Genomic DNA, 20,362 nt, shown 5'->3' with positions numbered 1-20,362 from the left:
CTGTGGCTATTCAAAATAGCCATCGACTGGACGTGATTCAAGTGTCGCCCTTGATGATTCGAGCGACGAACTCATGACGATATGGCCATCCTCGTTGAGTTCGATTTTGTATGGAAGATCCTTGAGTACGGAGTCTTCCAAAACCTGGCTCCATTCCATGTCATCCTCCTCACTTTATATAGAGCAATCAAAGTCAATCGGGGAAAAACTCATCGTCTATGGCCTGCTCGAACGACCAGGGGCAGGATTCGGGAAAGGTGCTCTTGGGAAAGCCGGTCTCTTTGGCCGCGCCCATGATGGCATACTTGTAACCGCGTTCGATGGCCTCTGGAAGCTTGTTTTTGAGGCTTGGATTGTCGCTCAAATGGTCGCGCAGTTCCGCGCGTTGTTCTTCGATGCCGTATCTCCAGCTATTGCCGCGATAGCCGGGTTGGTAGTGCCATTTCAGCAGATGCATGAAGAGTACCTTCAATCGGCTCTCGAGTTCGCGCTTTTGATGCCGTCCCATGTCCTCGATTTTCTCGGCGATGCTCAGGATGTCGGCTTCGCTCAGTTTGCCGGCGCGGAGTAGTTCGGACTGTTGTTGCGTCCAGGCGTAAAAATCCTGTTCATGGAGTGATGTGTTTGGCGGATGAGCGGATATGACCATGTCTGGATCCGGTTCAGTCGTTGACGAACTATTTGCCCGGCTGGATTGTGTTATCGAAGACTTGATCAGGCGAAGAAGGCATCGGAGGCGCCGCAGCATTTTTTGTATTTTTTGCCGCTGCCACAGGGGCAGGGATCGTTGCGGCCTACTTTATCCGATAGCATGGGTTTGGGCGGATTCAGCATCCGCTCCAAATCGGAGATGTCTTCCGGCTTATCCGGCTCAAGCCCGATGATGTAATGCCAGCCATGCTCGGCACATGTTTCAGCGACATATCTGGCCGTTTCTTCAGAGTTGGTGCGGACGATGATCGGTCTTTTCTGCGAGCCCAGTTTTGCCATTGGAATCTCTTCAATGTTTTTCAATTGAAATTGCGTAAAAAATTAGAAAAAAAGAAAGCTGATCCCTATTTTCTTCTGATCAGACGCGAACATGTGTTGGAAATACAGGGACAAGCCTAGATTCCGCAATTTCGCCTTCATGACAGAAAAATCTCATTAGCCCTTCGCTATCGCAAATCCACACTTCCAGAGCGCCCTTGGCAAGATAGAGTTCGATTTTTTCACTCATCTCTCTTTCGGTGTTGCTGGGTAATCGAACTTCGATGCACAGTTCAGGGGCTTTCGGGTAAGGCGTCTCGAATCCAAATTTTTCGATGAACTGAGATGACGCCCAGCATACGTCCGCTACTTTGACGTTCTTGGATGTCTGGATGCTCGTCTCGACCAGGATGCCGCTGCCATCGATTTTTTTCGCAAGTTCCATGACTAGTCGCGATTGCAAATATCCATGGAGGTTAGACGCCGGACTCATGACGATATGGCCATCCTCGTTGAGTTCGATTTTATATGGAAGCTCTTTGAGTACAGGATCCTCCAAAACCTGGTTCCATTCCATGTAATCCTCCTCATGTCATGCCTTAAATTTTTCAAAATAGGCTGGATCTAAGTCATAGACTATGCGCTTTTTTACACCAAGTTCGACACGCTGAAACATTTCGACTAATTTGATTCCATCCACAAGCTCAACTTTTGGCGCACCCTCGCGATTTGCCTCCAAGATGGCCGCATTGGTGAAAGACGAGGTTGTGATGATTATTCCTTTTTCGGCCCGTCCAATCATGGCATTTCTGAAATCACCAACTTGAGAGCGTCCGACCAAATTGCCTTCGGCATAGCGTTTGCACTGAAACAGAACCTTGAAGCTCACGAAGGGGTTGATCTCAAGGGTGCCGAAACCATCAATGCCTCCGTCAGCAGATCCACCTGTGATCTCTACATTCTCGAAACCGGATTCACGTAGCAGCTCCCGGCATACTTTTTCGAAGCCAACCGGGCTCAAGGCCCTTAGCACACTTATCAGATTGAGTTTTTCATCAGCAGACGGGCTGTCTGGAGCTGGAACTTCGTCATCTATCGTATCAGGCTCATTGACGGTCTTTTGCTTTCTGTTCTCAGCGTGAACAGCAACCCACTTCTTGAATATACTTGCTGCCTCAGCTTCGGTAATGTGTGCGTTCCGACCTTTATCCGTTAGGGTCCAAGTGCCGTGCTTTGATGAATCAAGCATGCCTTCCCAAACTTAAATATTGCCGAGCCCAGGCAACTTGGTTGTGGAACCTACTGCCCCCTGACTTGAGAGTTTCATCTAATACACTATCTGAAAGATTAAGGTTTTTGGCGATTCGACTAGACACTTCATGTGGCCTACCTGAATCACCAAGGTCACGAAGAGCATCAAGAAGTGGCCCAAACCACTGCACGAACTCAGCTTTTGACTTGCGGGACATAGCATTCCTTTCTAACGGCTAACACTGAATCTAGGCCGCACTAGAGCGCTAATTTTCTAGACTGAACGCCGCCTAGTGCACGAGCTAGACCGCGAGAATGCAGCCAAGCAAACGAGGCTACACAGCCTCTCCCTGCTTCGCATACTCAATCCGTATCGACTCCATCGCCTGATCGACCTCATTCCTAAACGCCTGAATCTGCTCCAACTGCTCACTCGAATACATCGATTTGATCCGTCGCATCTTGGCCAGCAACGGCAGACGCTGCAATTCAGTCACCGGCACCCCGAGCTTGATCAACGCCTCACCACGCTTATAGATCGTAATCGCGAGATCCAGCAACGCATACTGCTTCGCCGGCGAGCAAAAGGTATCGATCTCATCCAGCGCACTCTGTTGCAACACTCCTTCCTTAATCAGCGACGCCCCCTCCAACTCCCACCGCTGCGCATCCGATAACGCCTCAGGCCCAACCAGATTCACGATCCGCGACAACTCCGCATCCCGCGCCAGCAACGCCAACGCCGCCCCGCGCCGCTTCTCCCAATCCGGATCAACCTCCTTGTGCCACCATTCCGCCGCTGTCTTGACATGCCCGGAAAAGCTCGTCACCCAATCAATCGAGGGATAATGCCGCGCATCTGCCAATTCCTTCGACAACGCCCAAAAGGTCTCAATAATATCCTTGGTATGACTGGTGACCGGCTCCGAGAAATCCCCGCCCGGCGGCGACACCGCCCCAATCAGCGTCACCGAACCAGACCCCGCCCCAAAGGTCTCGACCCGCCCAGCCCGCTCATACACCGCCGCTAACCGCGAAGCCAGATACGCCGGATAGCCTTCCTCAACCGGCATCTGCCCCAACCGTCCCGAAACCTCGCGTAACGCCTCGGCCCAACGACTGGTCGAGTCTGCCAGCATCACCACGTCATAGCCCATGTCGCGGTAATACTCCGCCATCGTGATCCCGACATAGACCGAGGCTTCACGCGCCACGACCGGCATATTCGACGTATTCGCCACCAACAGCGTTCGCTCCATCAGCTTGCGCCCCGAGTAGGGATCATCGAGCTGAGGAAAGGTCTCCAGCACATCGACCAGCTCATTACCGCGCTCGCCGCAGCCGACATAAATCACGATGTCCGCATTCGACCAGCGCGCAATCTGCTGCTGAACCACCGTCTTGCCCGCCCCAAACGGACCAGGCACCGCGCCCTTGCCCCCCTTGAGCTGCGGAAAGAACGTATCGATCACCCGCTGCCCGGTAATCAGCGGCGAAATACCATCATCGCGCTTCAGATACGGACGCGGCTTGCGCACCGGCCAGCGCTGATAAAGGCTGAGCCGATGACTCACGCTTTTATGATCGCGCACCCGCGCGATGTTCGATTCGATGTTGTACTCACCTGCCGGCGCAATCTCTTCCAACTCACCCGCGATGCCCGGCGGCACCAGAATGCGATGCTCGATGGTCAGAGTCTCCTGGACCGTACCCAACACGGTTCCGGGACCAACCTTCGCCCCTGGCTCCAACTCACTGTTAGGCACAAACGCCCAGAGCGTGTCGCGATCGAGCGCCGGAATGCTCAGACCACGCCGGATGTAGTCACCCGACTGGAGCGCGAGCTTCAACAGCGGACGCTGCACGCCATCGAAGATGCCACCCATGAGTCCCGGACCCAGCTCGACTGAGAGCGGCCAGCCCAACCCCACCACCGGCTCTCCAGGCCGCACCCCATCGGTCGACTCATAGGTCTGGACCACCGCGCGCTCGCCATTGAGCGAGAGGATCTCGCCATAGAGTCCGAGTTCGCCGATCTTGACCTGCTCGCCACTGCGCGCACCCGGCAGCTCGATCGTGACGATGGGGCCATTGATGTCGCGGATGACGCCGATCTTGTTGGTTTCGCTCATGGTCTCGCTGTCTCGCTCATCCGATGAAAAGGCTGCCAGTGTCGAAGCCGCCGGGCAGCAGGCGCTCCAGGATGGTTTGCTGGATACGCGGGCGCAGGCGTTCGAGTCGGCCCTCGAAGGTGTGGTCGACGCGGATACGTCCATCGACGCTCGTCACCAGCACACCGCCGAGCGTATCGATCGCCTCGGGCGCCGGGGCAAGCGCGGCCAGTCTGCCGTGGGGCAGGGCGGCGACAACCGTATCCCAGTTCATGAACAGCCGGCGCTGATCGTGGGCGTTGGCCGTAATCTGAATCTCGGGCGACTCGATGACTCCGGCGGCCTCGACGATCAGACTCACCAGCCAGGCGTCATAGGTCGGCTCGTCCTCCATGAAGACGCGCATCCGATCAGCCAGACGCTGCTCGACATCGAGCACCAGATTCCAGCGCATGCGGTCGAGATGGGTCTGCATCTTGAGTTCGCTCGCCTGCACTTGCTGACGGAAGCTACGCTCAGCGCGTGTTTTGGCAAGGCCGTCCTCACGCGCTTCGCGCAAGCGCAGACGCTCGGCCGCCTCTCGCAAAATACTGTCACGGCTGCGCGCGGCGCGTTCACGATATTCACCCGCCAGCCGTTCGGCGCGTGCCAGGATGGCGCGTTCGAGTTCTTCGACCTGATTCACGATGAGTCTCGCTCGCCGCTCGGGGCGGTCTCCAGTGTCGCGGCTCCAAAAAGCGTGGCCAGCCGCTGGGCGACCTCGCTGGTCAGCCGGGGGTGGGCGCCGAGCGCAGGGACGGCGATCACCACGATGCGTCCGCCTTCCTGCCGCACCCGTTGCAGGTTCGGGATGTTCTGAGCCATGAGCGCGTCGTCGACGATGACCAGGGCCTTGGCCTGATCGCGGCGCAGATCGCGCAGCAGTCGGTCAGCATCCTCCGGGGTCGGATTTGGATAGGTCTCGAATCCGATCAGCCGAAAGCCGTCGGCGAGATTTTCCTCGCCGAGAAACAGCAATCGGGTCGGATGACGATCCTGTTCGATCGCGCTGTCCATCCCGGCGCTCAGCCGAGTCGATTGAGCAGCAGGATACTCATCACCAGACCGTAGATGGCGATACCTTCCGCCAATCCCAGAAAGATGAGTGTGCGGCCCAGTGCTTCAGGGCGTTCCATGACGGCAGCGAGCGAGGCTGCACCAATCGGACCCACGGCAATGCCGGCACCGATGGTCGAGAGTCCGGTCGGGATGCCGACGCCGAGGATGGCCAGACCCATGCCGGTCGTCATCTCGATCAGGCCGCCGGTCGCCGGCTCTGAGGCCATGACATCCGAGAGGCCCATCAGGAGCAGTCCGAACTGAGCGCCAACGAAAACGATCAGTTGCGTGCCCAGCGCGGGTTTGTGCCAGGGACGGATATGCGTCACGAGTGCGGGACGGATCTCCAGCAGGAGACCCGAGACGATCAGGCCGAAGATGGCCAGGGACATGAGTGCAACGAGCCAGTACATGAAATGCTCCTTGAGAGAGTGAGATGCCGTTGGCCTGAACTCTACGACGCGGCCGTTCTACGCCGCAGGCGCAAGGGAAGGAATTGGTGTCCAGTGCCGGAGAAGTAGCGCGAAAAGCCTTCGTAGTATTGCAGTCGCATCACCTGGATCATGACGATTCCGCCCTCCAACACCAGGATGAAGACATTGCCGAGCAGGATGGTCACAACATGACCGAACTGGCCCATCATGTCAGCCAGCGTGAAGACGGCCAGCGCCAGGGCGACATGGTTCAGGCTGAAGGCCGCGACACGCAGGAAGGATAGGGTATTGGAGAGATAAACGATGACGGTGTCGAGCGTCTCGATAACGACCACCAGTGCTTTCTCGCCCGTCGGAGCGTGCAGATGACGCCACTGGAAGGCCGCGAGTGCCAGCAGTGAACCAATCGCCAACAGAGACGGCAGGATACCGAACCCCGCGCCCGTCGCCAGACCATAGCCGCCCCAGAGAAAGGCCAGATAGAACAGTAGATTGACCAGCCCGTGACGCTCGAACAGCGCGCCCGCACGATCACCAATCATGAGTCGGTTGTAGATGCCGAGCAAACAGGCGACCAGGATGAAGACAATGCCCCAGCCGAGCGCAATTTTGAGCATGAGAATCGGGTCATTGAGGGGCGACATCCACAGCGCGGGTAGAATATCTTCGTAACCGAAGACACTGCCGAAAAGCAGCCCGAAGCCCATCGACGAGATCCCGGCAAAGACACCGAACAGATAGAACTTCGGCAGCTTGCGGCGCGCCAGCACAGCCGCCAGTACAATCACGGCACCGTGTCCCAGGTCACCGAACATCATCCCGAACATCAGCAGGAAGGTGACCGCAAACCAGGGCGTTGGGTCCACCTCGCCGTAGGCCGGGATGCCGTATTGGTTGACGAGCAGCGAGAAGGGGGTGAGCCAGCGACTCTTGGCGGGCACGGTGGGTACCAGTGGCCGCTCCTCGGGCAAGGGATCGCGCACAGTCAGGTCGTAGCGTCCAGCCAGCGCCGCGTCGAGCCGCTGGCGCACGGAGTCGATCGCCCGCGCTGGCACCCAGCCGGCCAGATGCGCCAGATGTCCGGTGCTCCGCAGCGCGTTGTCGAGCGTCACCAGTGGCTCGGCCAGCATCAGTGTACGTTGTGCTTCGCGCAGACGCGCGTGATATGGCTCCGACCAGTGGCGCAAGGTCTCAGTGAGCGTGGTGCGTTCCTCGACGATGGCGTCGAGTCGGCTGGCAAATTCGCGCTGAAGCTCCGCCGGTTCGCTATTGAGTTCCTCGGGGATGGGAATTGCCTGAAAGGCGGCGGCGGTGAGCACCGAGTCGAGACTCGCCTCCTTGGCATCGGTCGCGCCGACGATGACGACGTGGGTGTTGTCGCCGCGTTCCATGTAGACATGCAGGATGTGTCCGGCGAGCGTCACCGCGCCTTCGAGCTGGCGCAGGTTCTCGCGTGGCACCAGACCGACATGGATGTCGAGAAAGCGCGTCTTGGTGCGCAGCATCCCGAGGTCGATGTTGAGATGACTGAAGTTCTCCAGCGCGGCCTGCTGCTCGTCGATCAGACGTTCCTGATCGGCGAGCTGTCTGAAATTTTCTTCATAACTCGAGGTTTCGTCCCAGATCCGACCGAGCCAATCGTTGAGCTGCGCGAGTTCATCCGGCTCGATCACGCGCGTCGGCTCGATGGTTGCCGGTGGCGCAAAGTGAATGAGTCGCGCGATCTTGTCGAGCCGCGACTGGGCCTGGATGTGGATGTCGTGGAAGGGGCGACCGGGTAGGGTGTCCAGCTGCTCGGACTCGGGTGCGCGCTGATCGGGATGGACGCACTGGGTCTCGGCGAGCGCCAGCGAGGCACACGGCAGGTCGTCGGTCAGAACCAGCAGACGGATGTACTTCATCGGCGTGGGTTTCAGCATCGACACCCACGAGCGGATGCGCTGCATCATCAGCACGGGCTGCAACAGTGCTAACCACGAGCGGATGCGCGGCATCATTCGCTCGGGCTGCCACTGCAACAGCGCCATCCACGAATGGATGTGCTTCATCAGTCTGTGTTTCAACATCGACATCGGCATCCACATAAGTCAGCTCCCCGTCACACCCGGCTCGATCTGCGTGAGCGCGTGTTGGATGATCCGGTCGTCGAATCCGAGCAAACGTCCCTGGATCGCGGCAAACAACCCTAGCAGGTCGGTCTCGCGCAGCATCAGATAGGCTAGGGCGCGCGCCACGCCCGATGGACTGCGCGCCAGCACCAGACGGATTTCGTCGATGGCATGACGCGCCAGACGCGGCTGGGCCTCGGCGATCGAGCCACAATCGGCACAGCGGGTGCGCAATGGCTCCGGCAGCGCATCAAGTACCTGCTCGAAGCTATCGAGATCAACCAGGCGCAGTAGACGCTCGCGCGTGAGCACCCGCATTGAGGGCACCAGCCAATAATAGGTCTCGGACGGTGAGAGCCGATAGGTGAAGCGGAAGCGTAACAGCCAGATGAGTCCGATGCTGTCGAGTTCTGCTGAGATCAGCCGCCGTAGCCATTCCTGATGCGGTGCGCCGAAGACCTGGACGCGGTGCACCAGACCGATGAAATAACGCTGATCGATCGCGGCCTCGAGTGCAAAGGGTTCGCGTTGCTGTTCGTAGACTTCGCGCGCCTGACGGGCGATCTGGCGTTGCGGCCCGACCTCCAGCCGCCGCAGCAGTTCGAGCACGTTTTCGGCCCCAAAGAGCTCCTTGTCGGGCAGCCGGATGTGCTCCGGTAGCTCGAAGAGGTTGTCGTTGATTTCGTGGCGGTCGAGTTCGCGGAGTTTGCCGCGGATCAGTGTCTTGAGGTTGTAGAGCGCGTATTTGCGACCCCAGTCGAGCACTAGGGCGCGCTCGTTGACATTCATGGGGCGGGTGAGAATCAGCAGCTCCGAGAGCAGCAGTTGGATGAGGCTCTGCTCGGCGGCGCGGCGGCGTACCGCCGGCGTGATGTGCTCATCGAGCAGGGCGGCGAGGTCGAATTCGTCGGCGAGCGCCGCGAGCGGCAGATGGGCTAGACGCTCGATCAGGCTCGGGTCAAAGAGCCGCGTGGCCATCACCGAGACGCGGGTGTTGAGATACGCTTGATCAGCGACCTGGCTCATGGAGTGGCTCCGCGCTATCCAGGCTGGGCCTAGTGTTCCAGACCGATGAGAAGCTGAAAGGCGGCTTCCAGCGCCTCGGGTTCGCGCTGCTCGGCCTGGTCGCGCAACTGAACGTGACGCTCGTCGTAGCGGCGGCGCAGTTCGGCGATGTTCTGCTCGGCGCGTTCCTCGGCCTTGGCGATGAAGGCGCGTTGCAGCTCCGGGATCCGCGCGGTCAAGCGCTCGTTTTCGGCCTTGGAGTCGGCCACGGCCTGCTGGATCAGGCTGTCCTGTTCGGCTTCGGCCTGTTGGGCGAGCCGTTCGGCGCGCATTTCGGCGTCGAGCAAACGTTTGAGTGTGTCATCCATCGCTGTCACCCGGAGTGTTGCAAGCGTATTCGAGCGTCCACGACCCAAGCGGTCATGAACCAGCCAATGCAACCAAGCTTAAACCCATCCGGGTCTTGGTCGCTAGCGCCAGCCGCGCGTTCGACGTGGGTTCAGATCGGATTGGCCGGGCGCTTCCAGGTATAGACAGCGGTGACGGCATAGTTCCACACGGCCCCGACCAGGATGCCGGCAAGCGCTGACAGCACCCAGCCCGAGCGTCCGCTCTGGAACAGATAATCCGCGATGCCGACATTGGCCAGCGCCCCCAGGCTACAGGCCAGCACGAAGCTGAACCAGCCCCAGATGAGCTGACGGCCGCGCAGACGCATGTCGCGATAGGTCAGGATGTTGTTGAGAAAAAAGTTGCTGGTCATAGCGACCAGAGTCGCGGCGGCCTGTCCGGCCAGGAAGGCGCTTTCACCGAAGAAGTGCAGGATCGGCCAGAGCACGCTCATGTGTACCAGTACACCGAAGGCGCCGATCAGCGAGAAGGCGATGAAGCGCAGCGGGATCAGGGGACCGATCAGTTTCTGGGTCAGCATCAGCAGGTATTCCCAGAGCACCGCGTTGTCGAGCTTGCTCTGTCCGGCCTGACGCTGACGGAAGCTGAAGGGCAGCTCGCGAAAGCGCAGGGGCGTCTCGGCGGCTGAGAAGATGTCGAGCAGGATCTTGAAGCCGACTCCGGTCAGACGTCGGACACAGTCATGGATGACACGCTCGCGCACCATGAAGAAGCCGCTCATGGGATCACTGAGTTCGGCGCGGATCAGGATCTGGCCCAAGCGGGTCGCCAGTCGACTCATGCCCTGGCGCCGCGCGCTCCAGTCGCCGACGTCGCCGCCCTCGACATAGCGGCTGCCGACCACGATGTCCAACCCCTCATCGCGGAGGGTCTGGAGCATCCGGGGCAGCAGGATCTCGTCGTGCTGGAGGTCGCCATCCATCACGGCCAGATAGGGCGCTGAGGTCGAGAGCATGCCCTCGATGCAGGCCGAGGACAGTCCGCGCCGGCCGATGCGCTGTATCACCCGGATGCGCGCGTCTTGGCTGGCCAGTTGGCGTGCTCGGTCGGCGGTGCCATCGGGCGAGTCGTCGTCGACGAAGATCAGCTCCCAATCGACCCCGTCGAGCACAGCCGCGACCCGGCGTGCGACCTCGTCAACCGAGTCGACTTCCTTGTAGGTCGGTACGATCACGGCTAGTTCGGGTGGACGGTGGCCAGTGGGCGGGGTAGGGCGATCGGACATCGGGTGCAACCTTGGGTGGGTCTGGTAGACAATGGGCGCTGACAGTGCGGCGTGCTTGGTCCGCCATTCTATAACCGACGACGTTTTCATGATGCACTTCCCCGATGATTCCCTTTCACGCCTGGATGGCCGGTGGCTGCTGCTTCTGGTGCTCGGCGGCCTGGCGATCTGGCGCCTGGCCATCGCCGCCCTGATGCCCGTGACCCAGGACGAAGCCTATTACTTCGATTGGGCGCGCGCGCTGGCCTGGGGCTATTTCGACCATCCGCCGGGCGTGGCGCTGCTTGGATTGGGCGTGCGGCTGGAGCCTGGATCGGTGTTCATGGCGCGGCTCGGCGGCCTGCTGGCGGGGCTGGCAACGTTAGTGGTGCTCGAACGCTTCTATCGCCACTGTGGCCTGACCGACATCCGTGATCGGACGCTGGCGCTGATGCTGGCCGGTGCGACCCTGGCCGGGATCGCCAGTGGCGTCATCACCACGCCCGACAGCGTGCTGGCGCTTACCTGGGCGCTGGCCCTGCACGAGGCCGAGCGCGCGCTCGCCGTCGATCCGCGTCGCTGGATCACGGCCGGGATCGCCATCGGTCTGGGCTTGCTGGGCAAGTACACCATGTTCCTGATCGGCCCGGTGCTGCTGTTGGCGATCCTGGGCGCGAACTGGCGGTCGTTGCTGACGCGCTGGCCCTATCTGGGAGCGGGCGTGGCACTGCTGGTCTTTGCGCCGAATCTGATTTGGAACGCGCAGAACGACTGGCTGACGCTGGGCTTTCAGTTCGGACACGGCTTCGCCACCGAGATCGGTGGAGCGGTCGCACCCGAGGCGGCGACGATCGAGCAGTCCGGTCCCGAGACGTCTGGGGAGCGTGCCGCGAGTCTGTTGGAGTATGTTGGGGTCCAGATCGCTCTGTGGGGCCTGATCGCGCTGCCGATCCTGCTGGCACCCTGGCTCGGTCGCCGTGAGACGGGCGCGGCGACGCCATGTTCGATGTCCGACTCGCGGCTGACGCTGCCTGGACGGACGTTGCTGCTCGCCGCGAGCCTGTTTCCATTGGGCTTCTTTGCGCTGGTGGCCCTGATCAGCGATGTCGAGGCCAACTGGCCGGCCATGTATCTGCTCGGCGCCGCGCCGCTGGCGGCGCTCTGGTTACGTCGGGTGCGCCGCTGGGCCTGGATGGCGGCCCTGGCCAACCTGGCGCTGGCCACGTTCTATGTCATCCATGCCGTAACCGTCGCGCTGCCGCTTCCCGACAGTCACAACCGTATCCTGCGCGAGACCCATGGTTTCGCGGAACTGGCCGAGATTGCCGCCGGACTCGATGCGCCGGTCTATGCGGATCGCTATCAGCTCACGGCCATGCTGCGCTTCTATCGACCTGATCTGGCCGCCACCAGCCAATGGCCGGGACTCTCGCGGCCTTCGGAGTATCTGCGCGGCCGGATCGCACCCCGGATCGATCTGCAGACGGTCACGACGCCCTTTTGGTTGCTGACCCGCTTTGGCGCACCTCCCCAGATCCCCGGCTTCAGCCTCACGACCGAGCGACGTCTGTTCGACTGTCCGGGTCAGCCGCTGAGTGAAGGGCGTGAATCGCCCTGTCGGCGTCCGCTGCATCGCTGGTCGCTCTACCGCTACAAGCGTGACGGCGCGCGCTGAAACACGCTCACGCCTTGGGATCGTCCTCGACATAGCGTGTCTCGATGCGCGGATTGGCGTCGAGCGTGCGATGCACCGGGCAGCGTTCAGCGACCTCCAGCAGGCGCTCGCGCTCCAGGGCGCTGAGATGACCGTGGATGTCGATCCGCTGGACGATGCGGTCGATCTTGACCGGCCGCTCGGCGCTCGCCGCGCAATCCTCGGCATGGTCGCGTGTGTGGCTCAGGATCACCTCGATATCGTCGACACTCAGGCCCTGACGCTTGGCGTACTGGCGCAGGGTCATCGAGGTGCAGGCGCCGAGTGCCATCAAGAGCAACTCATAGGGCGTCGGCCCCAGATCCGAGCCGCCGGCCGGCTTGGGTTCATCGGCCTGCCACTGATGACGCTGGGTATAGAGACCGCGCAGAAACGGGGTATCGGTCTCGATCTCGGTCACGACGACCTCGCCGGAGGCGACCTTGGGCGCGGTGCCGGTACTCGTCTCGAAGCCATGCCGCTTGATCCCGAGATAACGGCTGGCCCAGGCGACCAGGGTCTCGGCGACATACTCGGCATCCTCGCGATTGGTGAGCATGTGGTCGGCCTTGTCGAGCGAGATGAAGCTCTTGGGATGCAGCGCCGACTGATAGATTTTGGCCGCCTCACTGATATCGACAATGGTGTCGAGCGGCGAATGGAAGACCAAGAGCGGCCGTCCGAGCTGGCGGATGTGGTCGGGCGCCGCATAGCGATCCAGGTCATCGAGCAGTTGCTGGCGAATGCGGAAGCGCCGGTAGCCGATCTGGACCTCAGCCTCGCCGCGCTCGGCGAGCTGATCGCGGGCGCCGGTCAGCAGATGCTTGACATGCGCCGCCGTGGCCGGTGAGGCGATGGTCGCCACGGCTTGCACCGAGGGCAGTTGCGGCGCGGCTGCGAGCACCGCCGCGCCGCCGAGACTGTGCCCGACGAGCAGGGCTGGAGCCTCGAAATCCTGTTCCAGTTTGCGCGCCGCCGCCAGTAGATCATGGACATTGGACGAGAAGTTGGTGTTGGCGAAATCGCCGTCGCTGTTGCCCAGGCCGGTGAAGTCGAAGCGCAGCACCGCGATGCCGCGTTCGGCGAGCGCCCGGCTGATACGACTGGTCGCGGCCACGTCCTTGCTACAGGTAAAACAGTGGGCGAAGAGGGCGTAACGGACCACCGGCACCCGTTCGGGCGGCGTCTCCAGGAGACCCACCAAGGTTTGTCCGTTCGCGTTGGGAAATTCGAGCTTGATCCGAGCCATGCGAGCCACCCTATTATATTGTGCGCTGCAATATACCCAAGCGCCGCCTGTCAGCACAACAGATCGAATCTAAAATATCAATATAATCATATAATTGAATTCGCCATGATGTGCGCTGCGCATTCGCGCCCGGCTTATGCGACACTGAACATCCTCGTTTTTACCCGCTTGCGATTGCACTCATGACCCGCTCCGCCCGTCCACTGCGCGCCCGTATCCATCTGGACGCGATTCGCCACAACTATCGTCGCGCCAGGTCGCTGGCGCCGCGTTCGCGCGCGCTCGCGGTGGTCAAGGCCAATGCCTATGGGCATGGCGCGATCGCCGTGGCGCGTGCCCTGGCCGGTGAGGCCGATGGGTTCGCGGTGGCCTGTGTCGAGGAGGCACTGGAACTGCGCGACTCCGGTCTCCAGGGGCCGATGCTGTTGCTGGAGGGCGTCTTCAGCCCGGATGAGCTCGCACTCGTCGATCGCGCCGGACTCGCCATAGTGGTGCATTGTCGTGAACAACTCGACTGGCTGCTGAGGGCGCGTCCCAACCGGCGCCTGGACTGCTGGATCAAGCTCGATACCGGAATGCACCGGGTTGGCTTCGAGCCGTCTGAGTTCGCCGAGGTCAATGCGCGTCTGGCGGCCTGTCCGCATGTCGGCGAGCGCGTGGCCATGACCCATTTCGCCCGTGCCGACGAAACCGCGCATCGCTATACCTCGACGCAGATCGTCACCTTCGAGCAGGCACTGAGCGGCGTTCGGATCGGGCGCAGTCTCGCCAACTCGGCGGCCGTACTCGCCTGGCCCCAGGCCCATGGCGACTGGACGCGGCCGGGGATCATGCTCTATGGCGTCTCGCCCTTCGCTGGAGCGGCGGCGGAGGCGAGCGCGAGCGGCTTGCGCCCGGCGATGACGCTCGAATCAGCCCTGATCGCTATCCGCGACCTGGCGGCGGGCGAGCCGATCGGCTATGGCGGGCGCTTCATCTGCGAGCGGCCGACCCGGGTCGGTGTGGCCGCCATCGGCTATGCCGACGGCTATCCGCGTCATGCGCGCGATGGGACGCCGATCGCCGTCGGCGGGCGGCTCACGCGCATCATCGGGCGGGTGTCGATGGACATGATTACGCTCGATCTCACCGGACTCTACGAGGCTCGGCCCGGCGATCCGGTCGAACTGTGGGGCCAGACCGTCCCAGCCAGCACGGTCGCTGAGTCGAGTGACACCATCGCCTATCAGCTCTTCACCGGAATCGGTCGGCGCGTACCCTTGATCCACGAGGAGCATTGACGAGCGATGGCTAAAGAGAACGAAAGGGCCACCATTCTGGTCACGGGACCAGCGCGCAGTGGCAAGAGCGAATGGGCCGAGCGTCTGGCGCATGAGTCGGGACGATCCGTCGTCTATATCGCCACCGCGCGCGAGGATCCCGAGGACGCCGACTGGATGGCACGCATCGCCGCGCATCGCCAGCGCCGGCCCGCGCACTGGTCGACTCGGTGCGCGCCGACTGAACTGGAGACAGCCATCGCGACAGCAGGCACGGGTGACGTCTGCCTGCTCGTCGACTCGCTTGGCACCTGGGTGGCGAACCTGATTGAATTGAGTGACGCGGATTGGCGCGCGCGCTGTGCGCATCTGCTCGACGCGCTCGAAGATCGCCCAGCCGCTCAAGTCATCCTGGTCGCCGAGGAAACCGGCTGGGGCGTCATACCCGCCTATCCGATCGGGCGGCTGTTCCGTGACCGGCTCGGTGGACTGGTGCGTCGACTTGGTCCGCGCTGTGCGGCGACCTATCTGGTAGCCGGGGGACACGCGCTCGATCTGCGCCGGCTTGGCGTCCCCATCGATCGCTGAGGCACCTCAGACGTCATGGTTCTTATTCTGTGGCTTTGTGTCGCGCTGTGGATCACTCCGGCTCTGGTGCTGGCCGAACCGCAACGCCCGACCGTGATGAGCACCAACCTCTGCGCCGATCTCCTGCTGCTGCGGATCGCCGATCCAGCACAGATTCGTTCGGTCTCGCGTCAGAGTCAGGACGCGCGTATCTCACCCGTCGCTGAAAGGGCGCGCGCCTATCCGCCCAACCGGGGCGGCGTGGAAGATCTGCTGTACTTCAAGCCGGACATCGCGCTCGTCTATCAAGGCTGGATGGGGCGACGTCACGCCGAGCGGCTGGCCGGGCAGGGGATCGAGGTCATCGCGCTGCCTTATACCAAAAACTGGGCCGACGCACTCCAGACCGCGCGCACCATCGCCGCGCGCATCGGGCGTGCCGAGACCGGCGAGGCGCTGGCCGAGGAGTTCGAGCGCCGGATGCAGGCGCTCGCCCGGTCCGGGCACGAACGGGCGCCAAGCCTGCTCTATCTGCGTCCGAGCGGCGGCACAGCGGGGCAGGGCACCTATGTCGACGATCTGATCGCGCAGCTCGGTCTGCGCAATCTGGCCGCCGAACAGGGCGTCAAAGGCTGGGGCCGTTTTCCGCTCGAACGTCTGGCGAACACACCGCCCGATGTCTTCCTGCTCGGCTATTTCGATCAGGCTCAGTCACCCGCGCGCTCGGCCTATGGTCGTCATCCGCTGCTCCGTTCGCTCCTGGAGCGTACCCCAGTGATCGAACTTCCGGGCCAGGCCTGGGGCTGCGGCGGACTGGAACTGCTCGACGTCGCCGAGCAGATCAGTGAGCAACTCGCCGACATCGAGCGCAACCCATTCCGGACGCCATCCCCCTGACCACATGCTGAACCTCTTCCTATTGCTCACGCTCGCGCTGCTCAGTCTGCTCTCGCTCGGGTTCGGTGAGGCGCCGCTCAGTGCCGGCGAGGTGATCGCCGGTCTGCTCGGCATCGGACCCGAGACCCACCAGGTGATCGTGCGCGAGATCCGGCTGCCGCGCGTGGTGTTGGCCTGGCTGGTCGGCCTCTCACTCGGCGCCTCGGGCGCGGCGCTCCAGGGGCTGTTGCGCAATCCGCTCGCCGAACCGGGGCTGCTTGGAATCTCGGCGAGTGCCAGCCTGGGGGCGGTGCTGACGCTCTATTTCGGGTTGGCGCTCGTCAATCCCTGGATACTGCCGGCGGCGGCCATGTTCTGTGCCCTGCTGGCGACCCTGGTGCTTCAGGCGCTGACCCGCGCCGGCTCGAACAATCTGACCCTGATCCTGGCTGGCGTGGCGCTGTCCTCGCTGGCCGGCGCGCTGACCTCGCTGGCGCTCAATCTCGCACCCAATCCGAGCGACGCACAGGACATTGTGCTCTGGCTGCTTGGCTCGATCAGTGATCGCAGTTTCGATGATATCTGGCTCTGTCTGCCCTTCGTGCTGCTGGGTCTGACCCTGTTGCTATGGTGCGCGCCTTCGCTGGATGCGCTGGCGCTCGGCGAGGCCGAGGCGAGCAGTCTGGGGATCGATCTGGGGCGTCTGCGCACGCTCATCATTCTGGGGTCGGCCCTGAGTGTCGGCTCGACCGTGGCCGTGACTGGGGCCATCGGTTTTGTCGGGTTGGTAGTGCCGCATCTGCTGCGCCGGTTCGTGGGCTTCCGGCCCGGACCCCTGCTACCGGCGAGCGCGCTGGGTGGAGCGGTGCTGGTGCTCGCCGCCGATATCGCACTGCGGCTGCCCGAGACCGGGCGCGAGCCGATGCTGGGCGTGGTGACGGCCCTGATCGGCGCGCCCTTCTTTCTGGCCCTGGTGTTGCGGTCGCGGAGGGATCTGCTGTGAGCCGGCTTGAACTGGTCGAAGTCGCGGTGCATCTGGGGGGGCGGTTCCTGGTCGAGGCGCTGTCGCTCCAGGTCGGCGCGGGCGAGCTGGTTGGCCTGATTGGCCCCAATGGGGCTGGCAAGAGCACGCTGATCAAGGCGATTGCGCAGCTGTTGCCCTATCGAGGTTCGATCCGGCTGCACGGTGACCCACTGGACCAGATCCCGGCGCGCGAACGGGCACGACAACTGGCCTATCTGAGCCAGGATGATCGCGTCCAGTGGCCGATTTCGGTCGCTGATCTGGTCGCGCTCGGGCGTCATCCCTATCGCGGCGGTTGGTGGCGTGGGGCCGGGCGGTCGAGTACCGAGGATCAGCATGCGATCGAGTCGGCGATGCGCGCGACTGATGTCTGGTCGCTGCGTGCGCGCGCCTCAGATACGCTCTCGGGCGGCGAGCGGGCGCGGGTGCGGCTGGCGCGGGCGCTGGCGGTCGAGGCGCCGCTGCTGCTCGCCGACGAGCCGGTGGCCGCACTCGACCCGCGCCATCAGCTCGAAGTCATGGAGCTGCTGCGCACTCAGGCGCATCAGGGCGCGAGCGTGATCGTGGTGCTGCATGATCTGACCCTGGCGAGCCGCTTCTGCGACCGTCTGCTGTTGCTGCACGAGGGGCGAACGGTGGCTTCGGGGACGGTTGAGAGGGTCTTGAGCGCCGACCATTTGCGCCTGGCTTATGGCATCGGCGCGGTGATTGGAGAGCATCAGGGACAGAGTTATATTATCCCCTGGTCCTGCGAATCGCTGGTGTCTAAGGCCGAGAGGTGTTGACCGAGTTGGCCGCCTGAGCGGCTATTGTTGGGTCTCGGTGCTACGACTGTGGGCGTCACGAAAAGCTCTTAATACGGCGTTCATCCGGGTTTGGTACCCAGCACCCTGAGCCTTGAACCACGTCAAAACATCATCATCGACTCGGAGCGCAATCTGAGTCTTACGCGCCGGAACCGGCAAGCCTTTGTGAGCGATCGCGTTGGCCCAATCTTCCGGTGAAGTAACCGGAGCATCCTCTGTAAAGACAACCTCCGAATCAGGTTGGGCGCGCAGCTTTTCCCAATCCGTTTTACCCTTATCACTCTTTACGGTAACGCTGTGACCACGCTCTTTCTTCATCACTGATGTTACGCAGCCGCCTTCAGTCGCCTGAGCTCGCCGAAGGCATGCTGAAGCGCCTCGACATAGAGCTTCGCGCGTAGCGCGAAGTGGTTGAGCTTATGGACGCGCTTGAGGCATTCGAGCTTGAAGACAGCGCAGATCGATAGGAACACATGATTGGACTGCGTGCGCAGAGTGCGTGTCGGTGATTTGGCCAAGGCCGCATTGGACTTGAGCGATTTGTGATACTCCTCGACCTTCCACCGTTTTTTGTGGAGATCGGCGACGCGCTCGCCATCGCACGTCAGATCACTACAGACAAGGCTCAACCGACCCGTGCTGCCATCTTTGTTTGTAACTCGATCTTCGAGTTTTTTCTGCTTGACAAGTCGACGATACTGACAGTTTGCGCCTGAGGAGTAGACACGGCCATGTTTTCAGCCCCGCTGCCGGTGATCGATCAGTTTGTCGAGGATCTGGATGCCGCCCTGCGAAGCCAGGGCGGTGGCCGAGGCCTGAGTCGTCTCCAGCGAGCGTGGTTGAAGTTCTGCCTGATGGGCGTGCTGATGACCAATACGGTGTGCTGGAAGGGGTTCGAGCGGGCGGGGTTGAGGGGCTACCGATTCTCGGCGCTGTCGTGGATGTTTCGCCACAGCAAGATCGATTGGGAGCGGCTGTGGCAGGCGAGTATCACGGTGGTGCTAGTCGCTCATGGGATCACGGATGGGGTACTGGTGGTCGATGACAGCGATGAGCAACGGGCCAAGCAGACCAAACGGATTCATCGTGCCTATCGTCTTCACGACAAGAAGACCGGTGGGTCTTTCAACGGTCAGTCGCTGGTGTTCCTGGTGCTGGTGACGTCAAAGGTGACGCTCCCGGTTGGCTGGGCCTTCTATGCCCCGGATCCGGCCCAGTCAGCGTGGCGGCGCGAAGAGGCGCGGCTCAAGGCCCAGGGCGTCGTGCGGGCGCAGCGCCCGAAGCGACCAGCCCCCAATCCGGCCTACCCGAGCAAGGTGGAATTGGCGTTGAAGCTGATCGCGACCTTTCGCCAGGTTCACGCGCGGGTGCGCGTCAAGGCGGTCGTGGCCGATGCGCTCTATGGCCCCCGGGCGTTTCTCGATCAGGCCAGTGCGCTGTGTGAGGGGGCGCAGACGATCAGTCAGCTACGCCACAACCAGACGGTGCGCTTTCGTGGGCGCGAGCGCGCGCTGAGCGAATACTTCAAGGCCTATCCGGGTGTCACGCAGCGCCTGCGCGTACGCGGCGGCGAGGAGATCGCCGTCAGCGTCAGTAGCGCACGTCTGCATGTGTGTGCGCATGAAACCAAGCGCTTTGTCATCGCCCTGACCTATCCTGGCCAGAGCGAACCCCGGTATCTGGTGGCCAGCGATCTGAGTTGGCGCACCCAGGACATTCTCCAGGTGGCCACACTGCGCTGGCTCGTGGAAGTGTTTCTGGCGGACTGGAAGCGTTATGAAGGCTGGGGGACGTTGGCCAAGCAACCCGATGAAGAGGGATCAAGCCGAAGCCTGATCCTGAGTCTATTGCTTGACCACGCCCTCCTCCTTCACCCCGAACAGACCGCCCGCCTGAAACAGTCGGCTCCCGCGTGCACCGTGGGCCGCCTCCGCGAGGCCTGCCGCGCCGAGGCCATCGTCACGATGGTCCGTGACCTGTTGAGTGCCGAGGATCCGGTCGCGGCTGTGGCTCAATGGGCTGAACACGTCAAAGCCCTCTACGCCCTGCCCCCATCGAGCAAACACATGAGTGGCCGGGATTTGGGGCGACAGGAACCCACTGCGTCCTTGCGCTACCGGGCGCTGGAGGCCATGGCGAGCGCTTAGCGCCTCTCAACAGCAGAAGTCAAGAACAAAAAACTCGAAGATCGAGTTGTAAAGACTCGGCCAACGAGAAGCACTTCATGCTCGAAGCCCTTCAGCCAACCGCGCACGGCCTGTTTGTCCGCCAACTGCAGTGAATCCACCCGCACGAAG

Annotated in this window: 23 protein-coding genes and 2 pseudogenes; 7 read left to right on the top strand and 18 right to left on the bottom strand. The window is 62.0% G+C overall.

All coding sequences use genetic code 11. From position 1 onward, the window contains the following. Positions 1 to 6: 6 nt before the first annotated feature. The 14 genes from GJ668_RS06215 to GJ668_RS06155 all read right to left on the bottom strand — a co-directional run bounded on the left by GJ668_RS06215 (position 7) and on the right by GJ668_RS06155 (position 10,612). The gene (locus GJ668_RS06215) at positions 7 to 159 is read right to left on the bottom strand and encodes a hypothetical protein (protein ID WP_155449282.1); all 153 of its coding nucleotides are present in this window, start codon (positions 157 to 159) and stop codon (positions 7 to 9) included. 34 nt (positions 160 to 193) lie between these two features. Continuing rightward, entirely contained in the window at positions 194 to 649 is a 456-nt protein-coding gene (locus GJ668_RS06210) for a DUF29 domain-containing protein (protein WP_155449281.1), read from the bottom strand. 65 nt (positions 650 to 714) lie between these two features. Beyond that, the gene (locus GJ668_RS06205) at positions 715 to 1,014 is read right to left on the bottom strand and encodes a PBPRA1643 family SWIM/SEC-C metal-binding motif protein (protein WP_281350187.1); all 300 of its coding nucleotides are present in this window, start codon (positions 1,012 to 1,014) and stop codon (positions 715 to 717) included. 55 nt (positions 1,015 to 1,069) lie between these two features. Further along, a complete protein-coding gene (locus GJ668_RS06200) occupies positions 1,070 to 1,546 on the bottom strand; it encodes a Uma2 family endonuclease (RefSeq protein WP_155449279.1) in 477 nt (158 codons plus the stop codon). 15 nt (positions 1,547 to 1,561) lie between these two features. Beyond that, positions 1,562 to 2,218 carry a restriction endonuclease gene (locus GJ668_RS06195; RefSeq protein WP_222930757.1) on the bottom strand — a complete coding sequence of 219 codons (657 nt, stop codon included), beginning with the start codon at positions 2,216 to 2,218 and terminating at the stop codon, positions 1,562 to 1,564. Then, positions 2,211 to 2,438: a winged helix-turn-helix domain-containing protein gene (locus GJ668_RS21210; RefSeq protein ID WP_222930756.1), complete on the bottom strand. Its 228-nt coding sequence runs from the start codon at positions 2,436 to 2,438 to the stop codon at positions 2,211 to 2,213. Before GJ668_RS21210 ends, GJ668_RS06195 begins: the two co-directional genes overlap by 8 nt. A 117-nt stretch (positions 2,439 to 2,555) precedes the next feature. Beyond that, on the bottom strand, positions 2,556 to 4,352 hold the full coding sequence (locus tag GJ668_RS06190; protein ID WP_155449278.1) for a V-type ATP synthase subunit A: 1,797 nt from the start codon (positions 4,350 to 4,352) through the stop codon (positions 2,556 to 2,558). Positions 4,353 to 4,368: 16 nt separating this feature from the next. After that, positions 4,369 to 5,016, bottom strand: a complete 648-nt coding sequence (locus GJ668_RS06185) for a V-type ATP synthase subunit E family protein (protein ID WP_186342919.1) — start codon at positions 5,014 to 5,016, stop codon at positions 4,369 to 4,371. Then, positions 5,013 to 5,387, bottom strand: coding sequence for a V-type ATP synthase subunit F (locus GJ668_RS06180; RefSeq protein WP_155449277.1), 375 nt, complete (start codon positions 5,385 to 5,387; stop codon positions 5,013 to 5,015). The genes GJ668_RS06185 and GJ668_RS06180 overlap by 4 nt, the downstream gene beginning before the upstream one ends. A gap of 8 nt (positions 5,388 to 5,395) precedes the next feature. Further along, positions 5,396 to 5,842 carry an ATP synthase subunit C gene (locus tag GJ668_RS06175; RefSeq protein WP_155449276.1) on the bottom strand — a complete coding sequence of 149 codons (447 nt, stop codon included), beginning with the start codon at positions 5,840 to 5,842 and terminating at the stop codon, positions 5,396 to 5,398. Between the two features lie 41 nt (positions 5,843 to 5,883). Next, a complete protein-coding gene (locus GJ668_RS06170; RefSeq protein WP_155449365.1) occupies positions 5,884 to 7,782 on the bottom strand; it encodes a V-type ATP synthase subunit I in 1,899 nt (632 codons plus the stop codon). Between the two features lie 168 nt (positions 7,783 to 7,950). After that, positions 7,951 to 8,997, bottom strand: a complete 1,047-nt coding sequence (locus GJ668_RS06165) for a V0D/AC39 family V-type ATPase subunit (RefSeq protein ID WP_155449275.1) — start codon at positions 8,995 to 8,997, stop codon at positions 7,951 to 7,953. Between the two features lie 29 nt (positions 8,998 to 9,026). Continuing rightward, positions 9,027 to 9,344, bottom strand: coding sequence for an ATPase (locus GJ668_RS06160; protein WP_155449274.1), 318 nt, complete (start codon positions 9,342 to 9,344; stop codon positions 9,027 to 9,029). Positions 9,345 to 9,475: 131 nt separating this feature from the next. Continuing rightward, positions 9,476 to 10,612: a glycosyltransferase family 2 protein gene (locus GJ668_RS06155; protein ID WP_155449273.1), complete on the bottom strand. Its 1,137-nt coding sequence runs from the start codon at positions 10,610 to 10,612 to the stop codon at positions 9,476 to 9,478. 88 nt (positions 10,613 to 10,700) lie between these two features. Between GJ668_RS06155 and GJ668_RS06150 the strand changes: the two genes are divergently transcribed. Next, the gene (locus GJ668_RS06150; protein ID WP_246194658.1) at positions 10,701 to 12,266 is read left to right on the top strand and encodes a glycosyltransferase family 39 protein; all 1,566 of its coding nucleotides are present in this window, start codon (positions 10,701 to 10,703) and stop codon (positions 12,264 to 12,266) included. A 7-nt stretch (positions 12,267 to 12,273) separates the two neighbouring features. Here GJ668_RS06150 and GJ668_RS06145 read toward each other — a convergent pair whose 3' ends face one another. After that, positions 12,274 to 13,533 carry a bifunctional alpha/beta hydrolase/OsmC family protein gene (locus GJ668_RS06145; RefSeq protein ID WP_155449271.1) on the bottom strand — a complete coding sequence of 420 codons (1,260 nt, stop codon included), beginning with the start codon at positions 13,531 to 13,533 and terminating at the stop codon, positions 12,274 to 12,276. A 182-nt stretch (positions 13,534 to 13,715) separates the two neighbouring features. Here GJ668_RS06145 and alr point away from each other — a divergent pair, with 182 nt between their 5' ends. From alr to GJ668_RS06120, 5 genes are read left to right on the top strand one after another with little or no spacing between them, the layout of a single operon-like run. Further along, entirely contained in the window at positions 13,716 to 14,813 is a 1,098-nt protein-coding gene (alr, locus tag GJ668_RS06140) for an alanine racemase (protein ID WP_155449270.1), read from the top strand. Positions 14,814 to 14,819: 6 nt separating this feature from the next. Further along, the gene (cobU, locus tag GJ668_RS06135) at positions 14,820 to 15,380 is read left to right on the top strand and encodes a bifunctional adenosylcobinamide kinase/adenosylcobinamide-phosphate guanylyltransferase (protein WP_155449269.1); all 561 of its coding nucleotides are present in this window, start codon (positions 14,820 to 14,822) and stop codon (positions 15,378 to 15,380) included. A gap of 15 nt (positions 15,381 to 15,395) precedes the next feature. After that, a complete protein-coding gene (locus GJ668_RS06130) occupies positions 15,396 to 16,256 on the top strand; it encodes an ABC transporter substrate-binding protein (RefSeq protein ID WP_155449268.1) in 861 nt (286 codons plus the stop codon). Positions 16,257 to 16,260: 4 nt separating this feature from the next. Further along, positions 16,261 to 17,238, top strand: a complete 978-nt coding sequence (locus GJ668_RS06125; RefSeq protein ID WP_155449267.1) for a FecCD family ABC transporter permease — start codon at positions 16,261 to 16,263, stop codon at positions 17,236 to 17,238. Further along, positions 17,235 to 18,044 carry an ATP-binding cassette domain-containing protein gene (locus GJ668_RS06120; RefSeq protein ID WP_186342918.1) on the top strand — a complete coding sequence of 270 codons (810 nt, stop codon included), beginning with the start codon at positions 17,235 to 17,237 and terminating at the stop codon, positions 18,042 to 18,044. Before GJ668_RS06125 ends, GJ668_RS06120 begins: the two co-directional genes overlap by 4 nt. 21 nt (positions 18,045 to 18,065) lie before the next feature. On the opposite strand, the gene GJ668_RS06115 is transcribed toward GJ668_RS06120, so the two are convergent. Together GJ668_RS06115 and GJ668_RS06110 are read right to left on the bottom strand one after the other, a co-directional pair. Continuing rightward, positions 18,066 to 18,383, bottom strand: a complete 318-nt coding sequence (locus GJ668_RS06115) for a BrnA antitoxin family protein (RefSeq protein WP_155449266.1) — start codon at positions 18,381 to 18,383, stop codon at positions 18,066 to 18,068. A gap of 8 nt (positions 18,384 to 18,391) precedes the next feature. Further along, a pseudogene (locus tag GJ668_RS06110) lies at positions 18,392 to 18,721 on the bottom strand (transposase); the annotation flags it as partial. A gap of 75 nt (positions 18,722 to 18,796) precedes the next feature. Between GJ668_RS06110 and GJ668_RS06105 the strand changes: the two are divergent. Further along, on the top strand, positions 18,797 to 20,212 hold the full coding sequence (locus GJ668_RS06105; protein ID WP_155449265.1) for a transposase: 1,416 nt from the start codon (positions 18,797 to 18,799) through the stop codon (positions 20,210 to 20,212). Between the two features lie 32 nt (positions 20,213 to 20,244). Here GJ668_RS06105 and GJ668_RS21205 read toward each other — a convergent pair. Then, positions 20,245 to 20,362 (bottom strand): annotated as a pseudogene (locus GJ668_RS21205) (IS701 family transposase); the annotation flags it as partial.

The sequence above is a fragment of the Allochromatium palmeri genome (genome assembly GCF_009720725.1).
Taxonomy (GTDB): domain Bacteria; phylum Pseudomonadota; class Gammaproteobacteria; order Chromatiales; family Chromatiaceae; genus Thermochromatium; species Thermochromatium palmeri.
Note: the sequence above shows the minus strand (reverse complement) of the source record. Positions and strands in the feature narration are given on the sequence as shown.

Coding starts and splice junctions, on each gene's coding strand:
- GJ668_RS06190 (WP_155449278.1), bottom strand. CDS start 4,352: ATGAGCGAAACCAACAAGATCGGCGTCATCCGCGACATCAATGGCCCC.
- cobU (WP_155449269.1), top strand. CDS start 14,820: ATGGCTAAAGAGAACGAAAGGGCCACCATTCTGGTCACGGGACCAGCG.
- alr (WP_155449270.1), top strand. CDS start 13,716: ATGACCCGCTCCGCCCGTCCACTGCGCGCCCGTATCCATCTGGACGCG.
- GJ668_RS06215 (WP_155449282.1), bottom strand. CDS start 159: ATGGAATGGAGCCAGGTTTTGGAAGACTCCGTACTCAAGGATCTTCCA.
- GJ668_RS06175 (WP_155449276.1), bottom strand. CDS start 5,842: ATGTACTGGCTCGTTGCACTCATGTCCCTGGCCATCTTCGGCCTGATC.
- GJ668_RS06210 (WP_155449281.1), bottom strand. CDS start 649: ATGGTCATATCCGCTCATCCGCCAAACACATCACTCCATGAACAGGAT.
- GJ668_RS06105 (WP_155449265.1), top strand. CDS start 18,797: ATGTTTTCAGCCCCGCTGCCGGTGATCGATCAGTTTGTCGAGGATCTG.
- GJ668_RS06170 (WP_155449365.1), bottom strand. CDS start 7,782: ATGCTGAAACCCACGCCGATGAAGTACATCCGTCTGCTGGTTCTGACC.
- GJ668_RS06165 (WP_155449275.1), bottom strand. CDS start 8,997: ATGAGCCAGGTCGCTGATCAAGCGTATCTCAACACCCGCGTCTCGGTG.
- GJ668_RS06130 (WP_155449268.1), top strand. CDS start 15,396: ATGGTTCTTATTCTGTGGCTTTGTGTCGCGCTGTGGATCACTCCGGCT.
- GJ668_RS21210 (WP_222930756.1), bottom strand. CDS start 2,438: ATGTCCCGCAAGTCAAAAGCTGAGTTCGTGCAGTGGTTTGGGCCACTT.
- GJ668_RS06155 (WP_155449273.1), bottom strand. CDS start 10,612: ATGTCCGATCGCCCTACCCCGCCCACTGGCCACCGTCCACCCGAACTA.
- GJ668_RS06160 (WP_155449274.1), bottom strand. CDS start 9,344: ATGGATGACACACTCAAACGTTTGCTCGACGCCGAAATGCGCGCCGAA.
- GJ668_RS06150 (WP_246194658.1), top strand. CDS start 10,701: ATGATGCACTTCCCCGATGATTCCCTTTCACGCCTGGATGGCCGGTGG.
- GJ668_RS06200 (WP_155449279.1), bottom strand. CDS start 1,546: ATGGAATGGAACCAGGTTTTGGAGGATCCTGTACTCAAAGAGCTTCCA.
- GJ668_RS06195 (WP_222930757.1), bottom strand. CDS start 2,218: ATGCTTGATTCATCAAAGCACGGCACTTGGACCCTAACGGATAAAGGT.
- GJ668_RS06115 (WP_155449266.1), bottom strand. CDS start 18,383: ATGAAGAAAGAGCGTGGTCACAGCGTTACCGTAAAGAGTGATAAGGGT.
- GJ668_RS06180 (WP_155449277.1), bottom strand. CDS start 5,387: ATGGACAGCGCGATCGAACAGGATCGTCATCCGACCCGATTGCTGTTT.
- GJ668_RS06145 (WP_155449271.1), bottom strand. CDS start 13,533: ATGGCTCGGATCAAGCTCGAATTTCCCAACGCGAACGGACAAACCTTG.
- GJ668_RS06125 (WP_155449267.1), top strand. CDS start 16,261: ATGCTGAACCTCTTCCTATTGCTCACGCTCGCGCTGCTCAGTCTGCTC.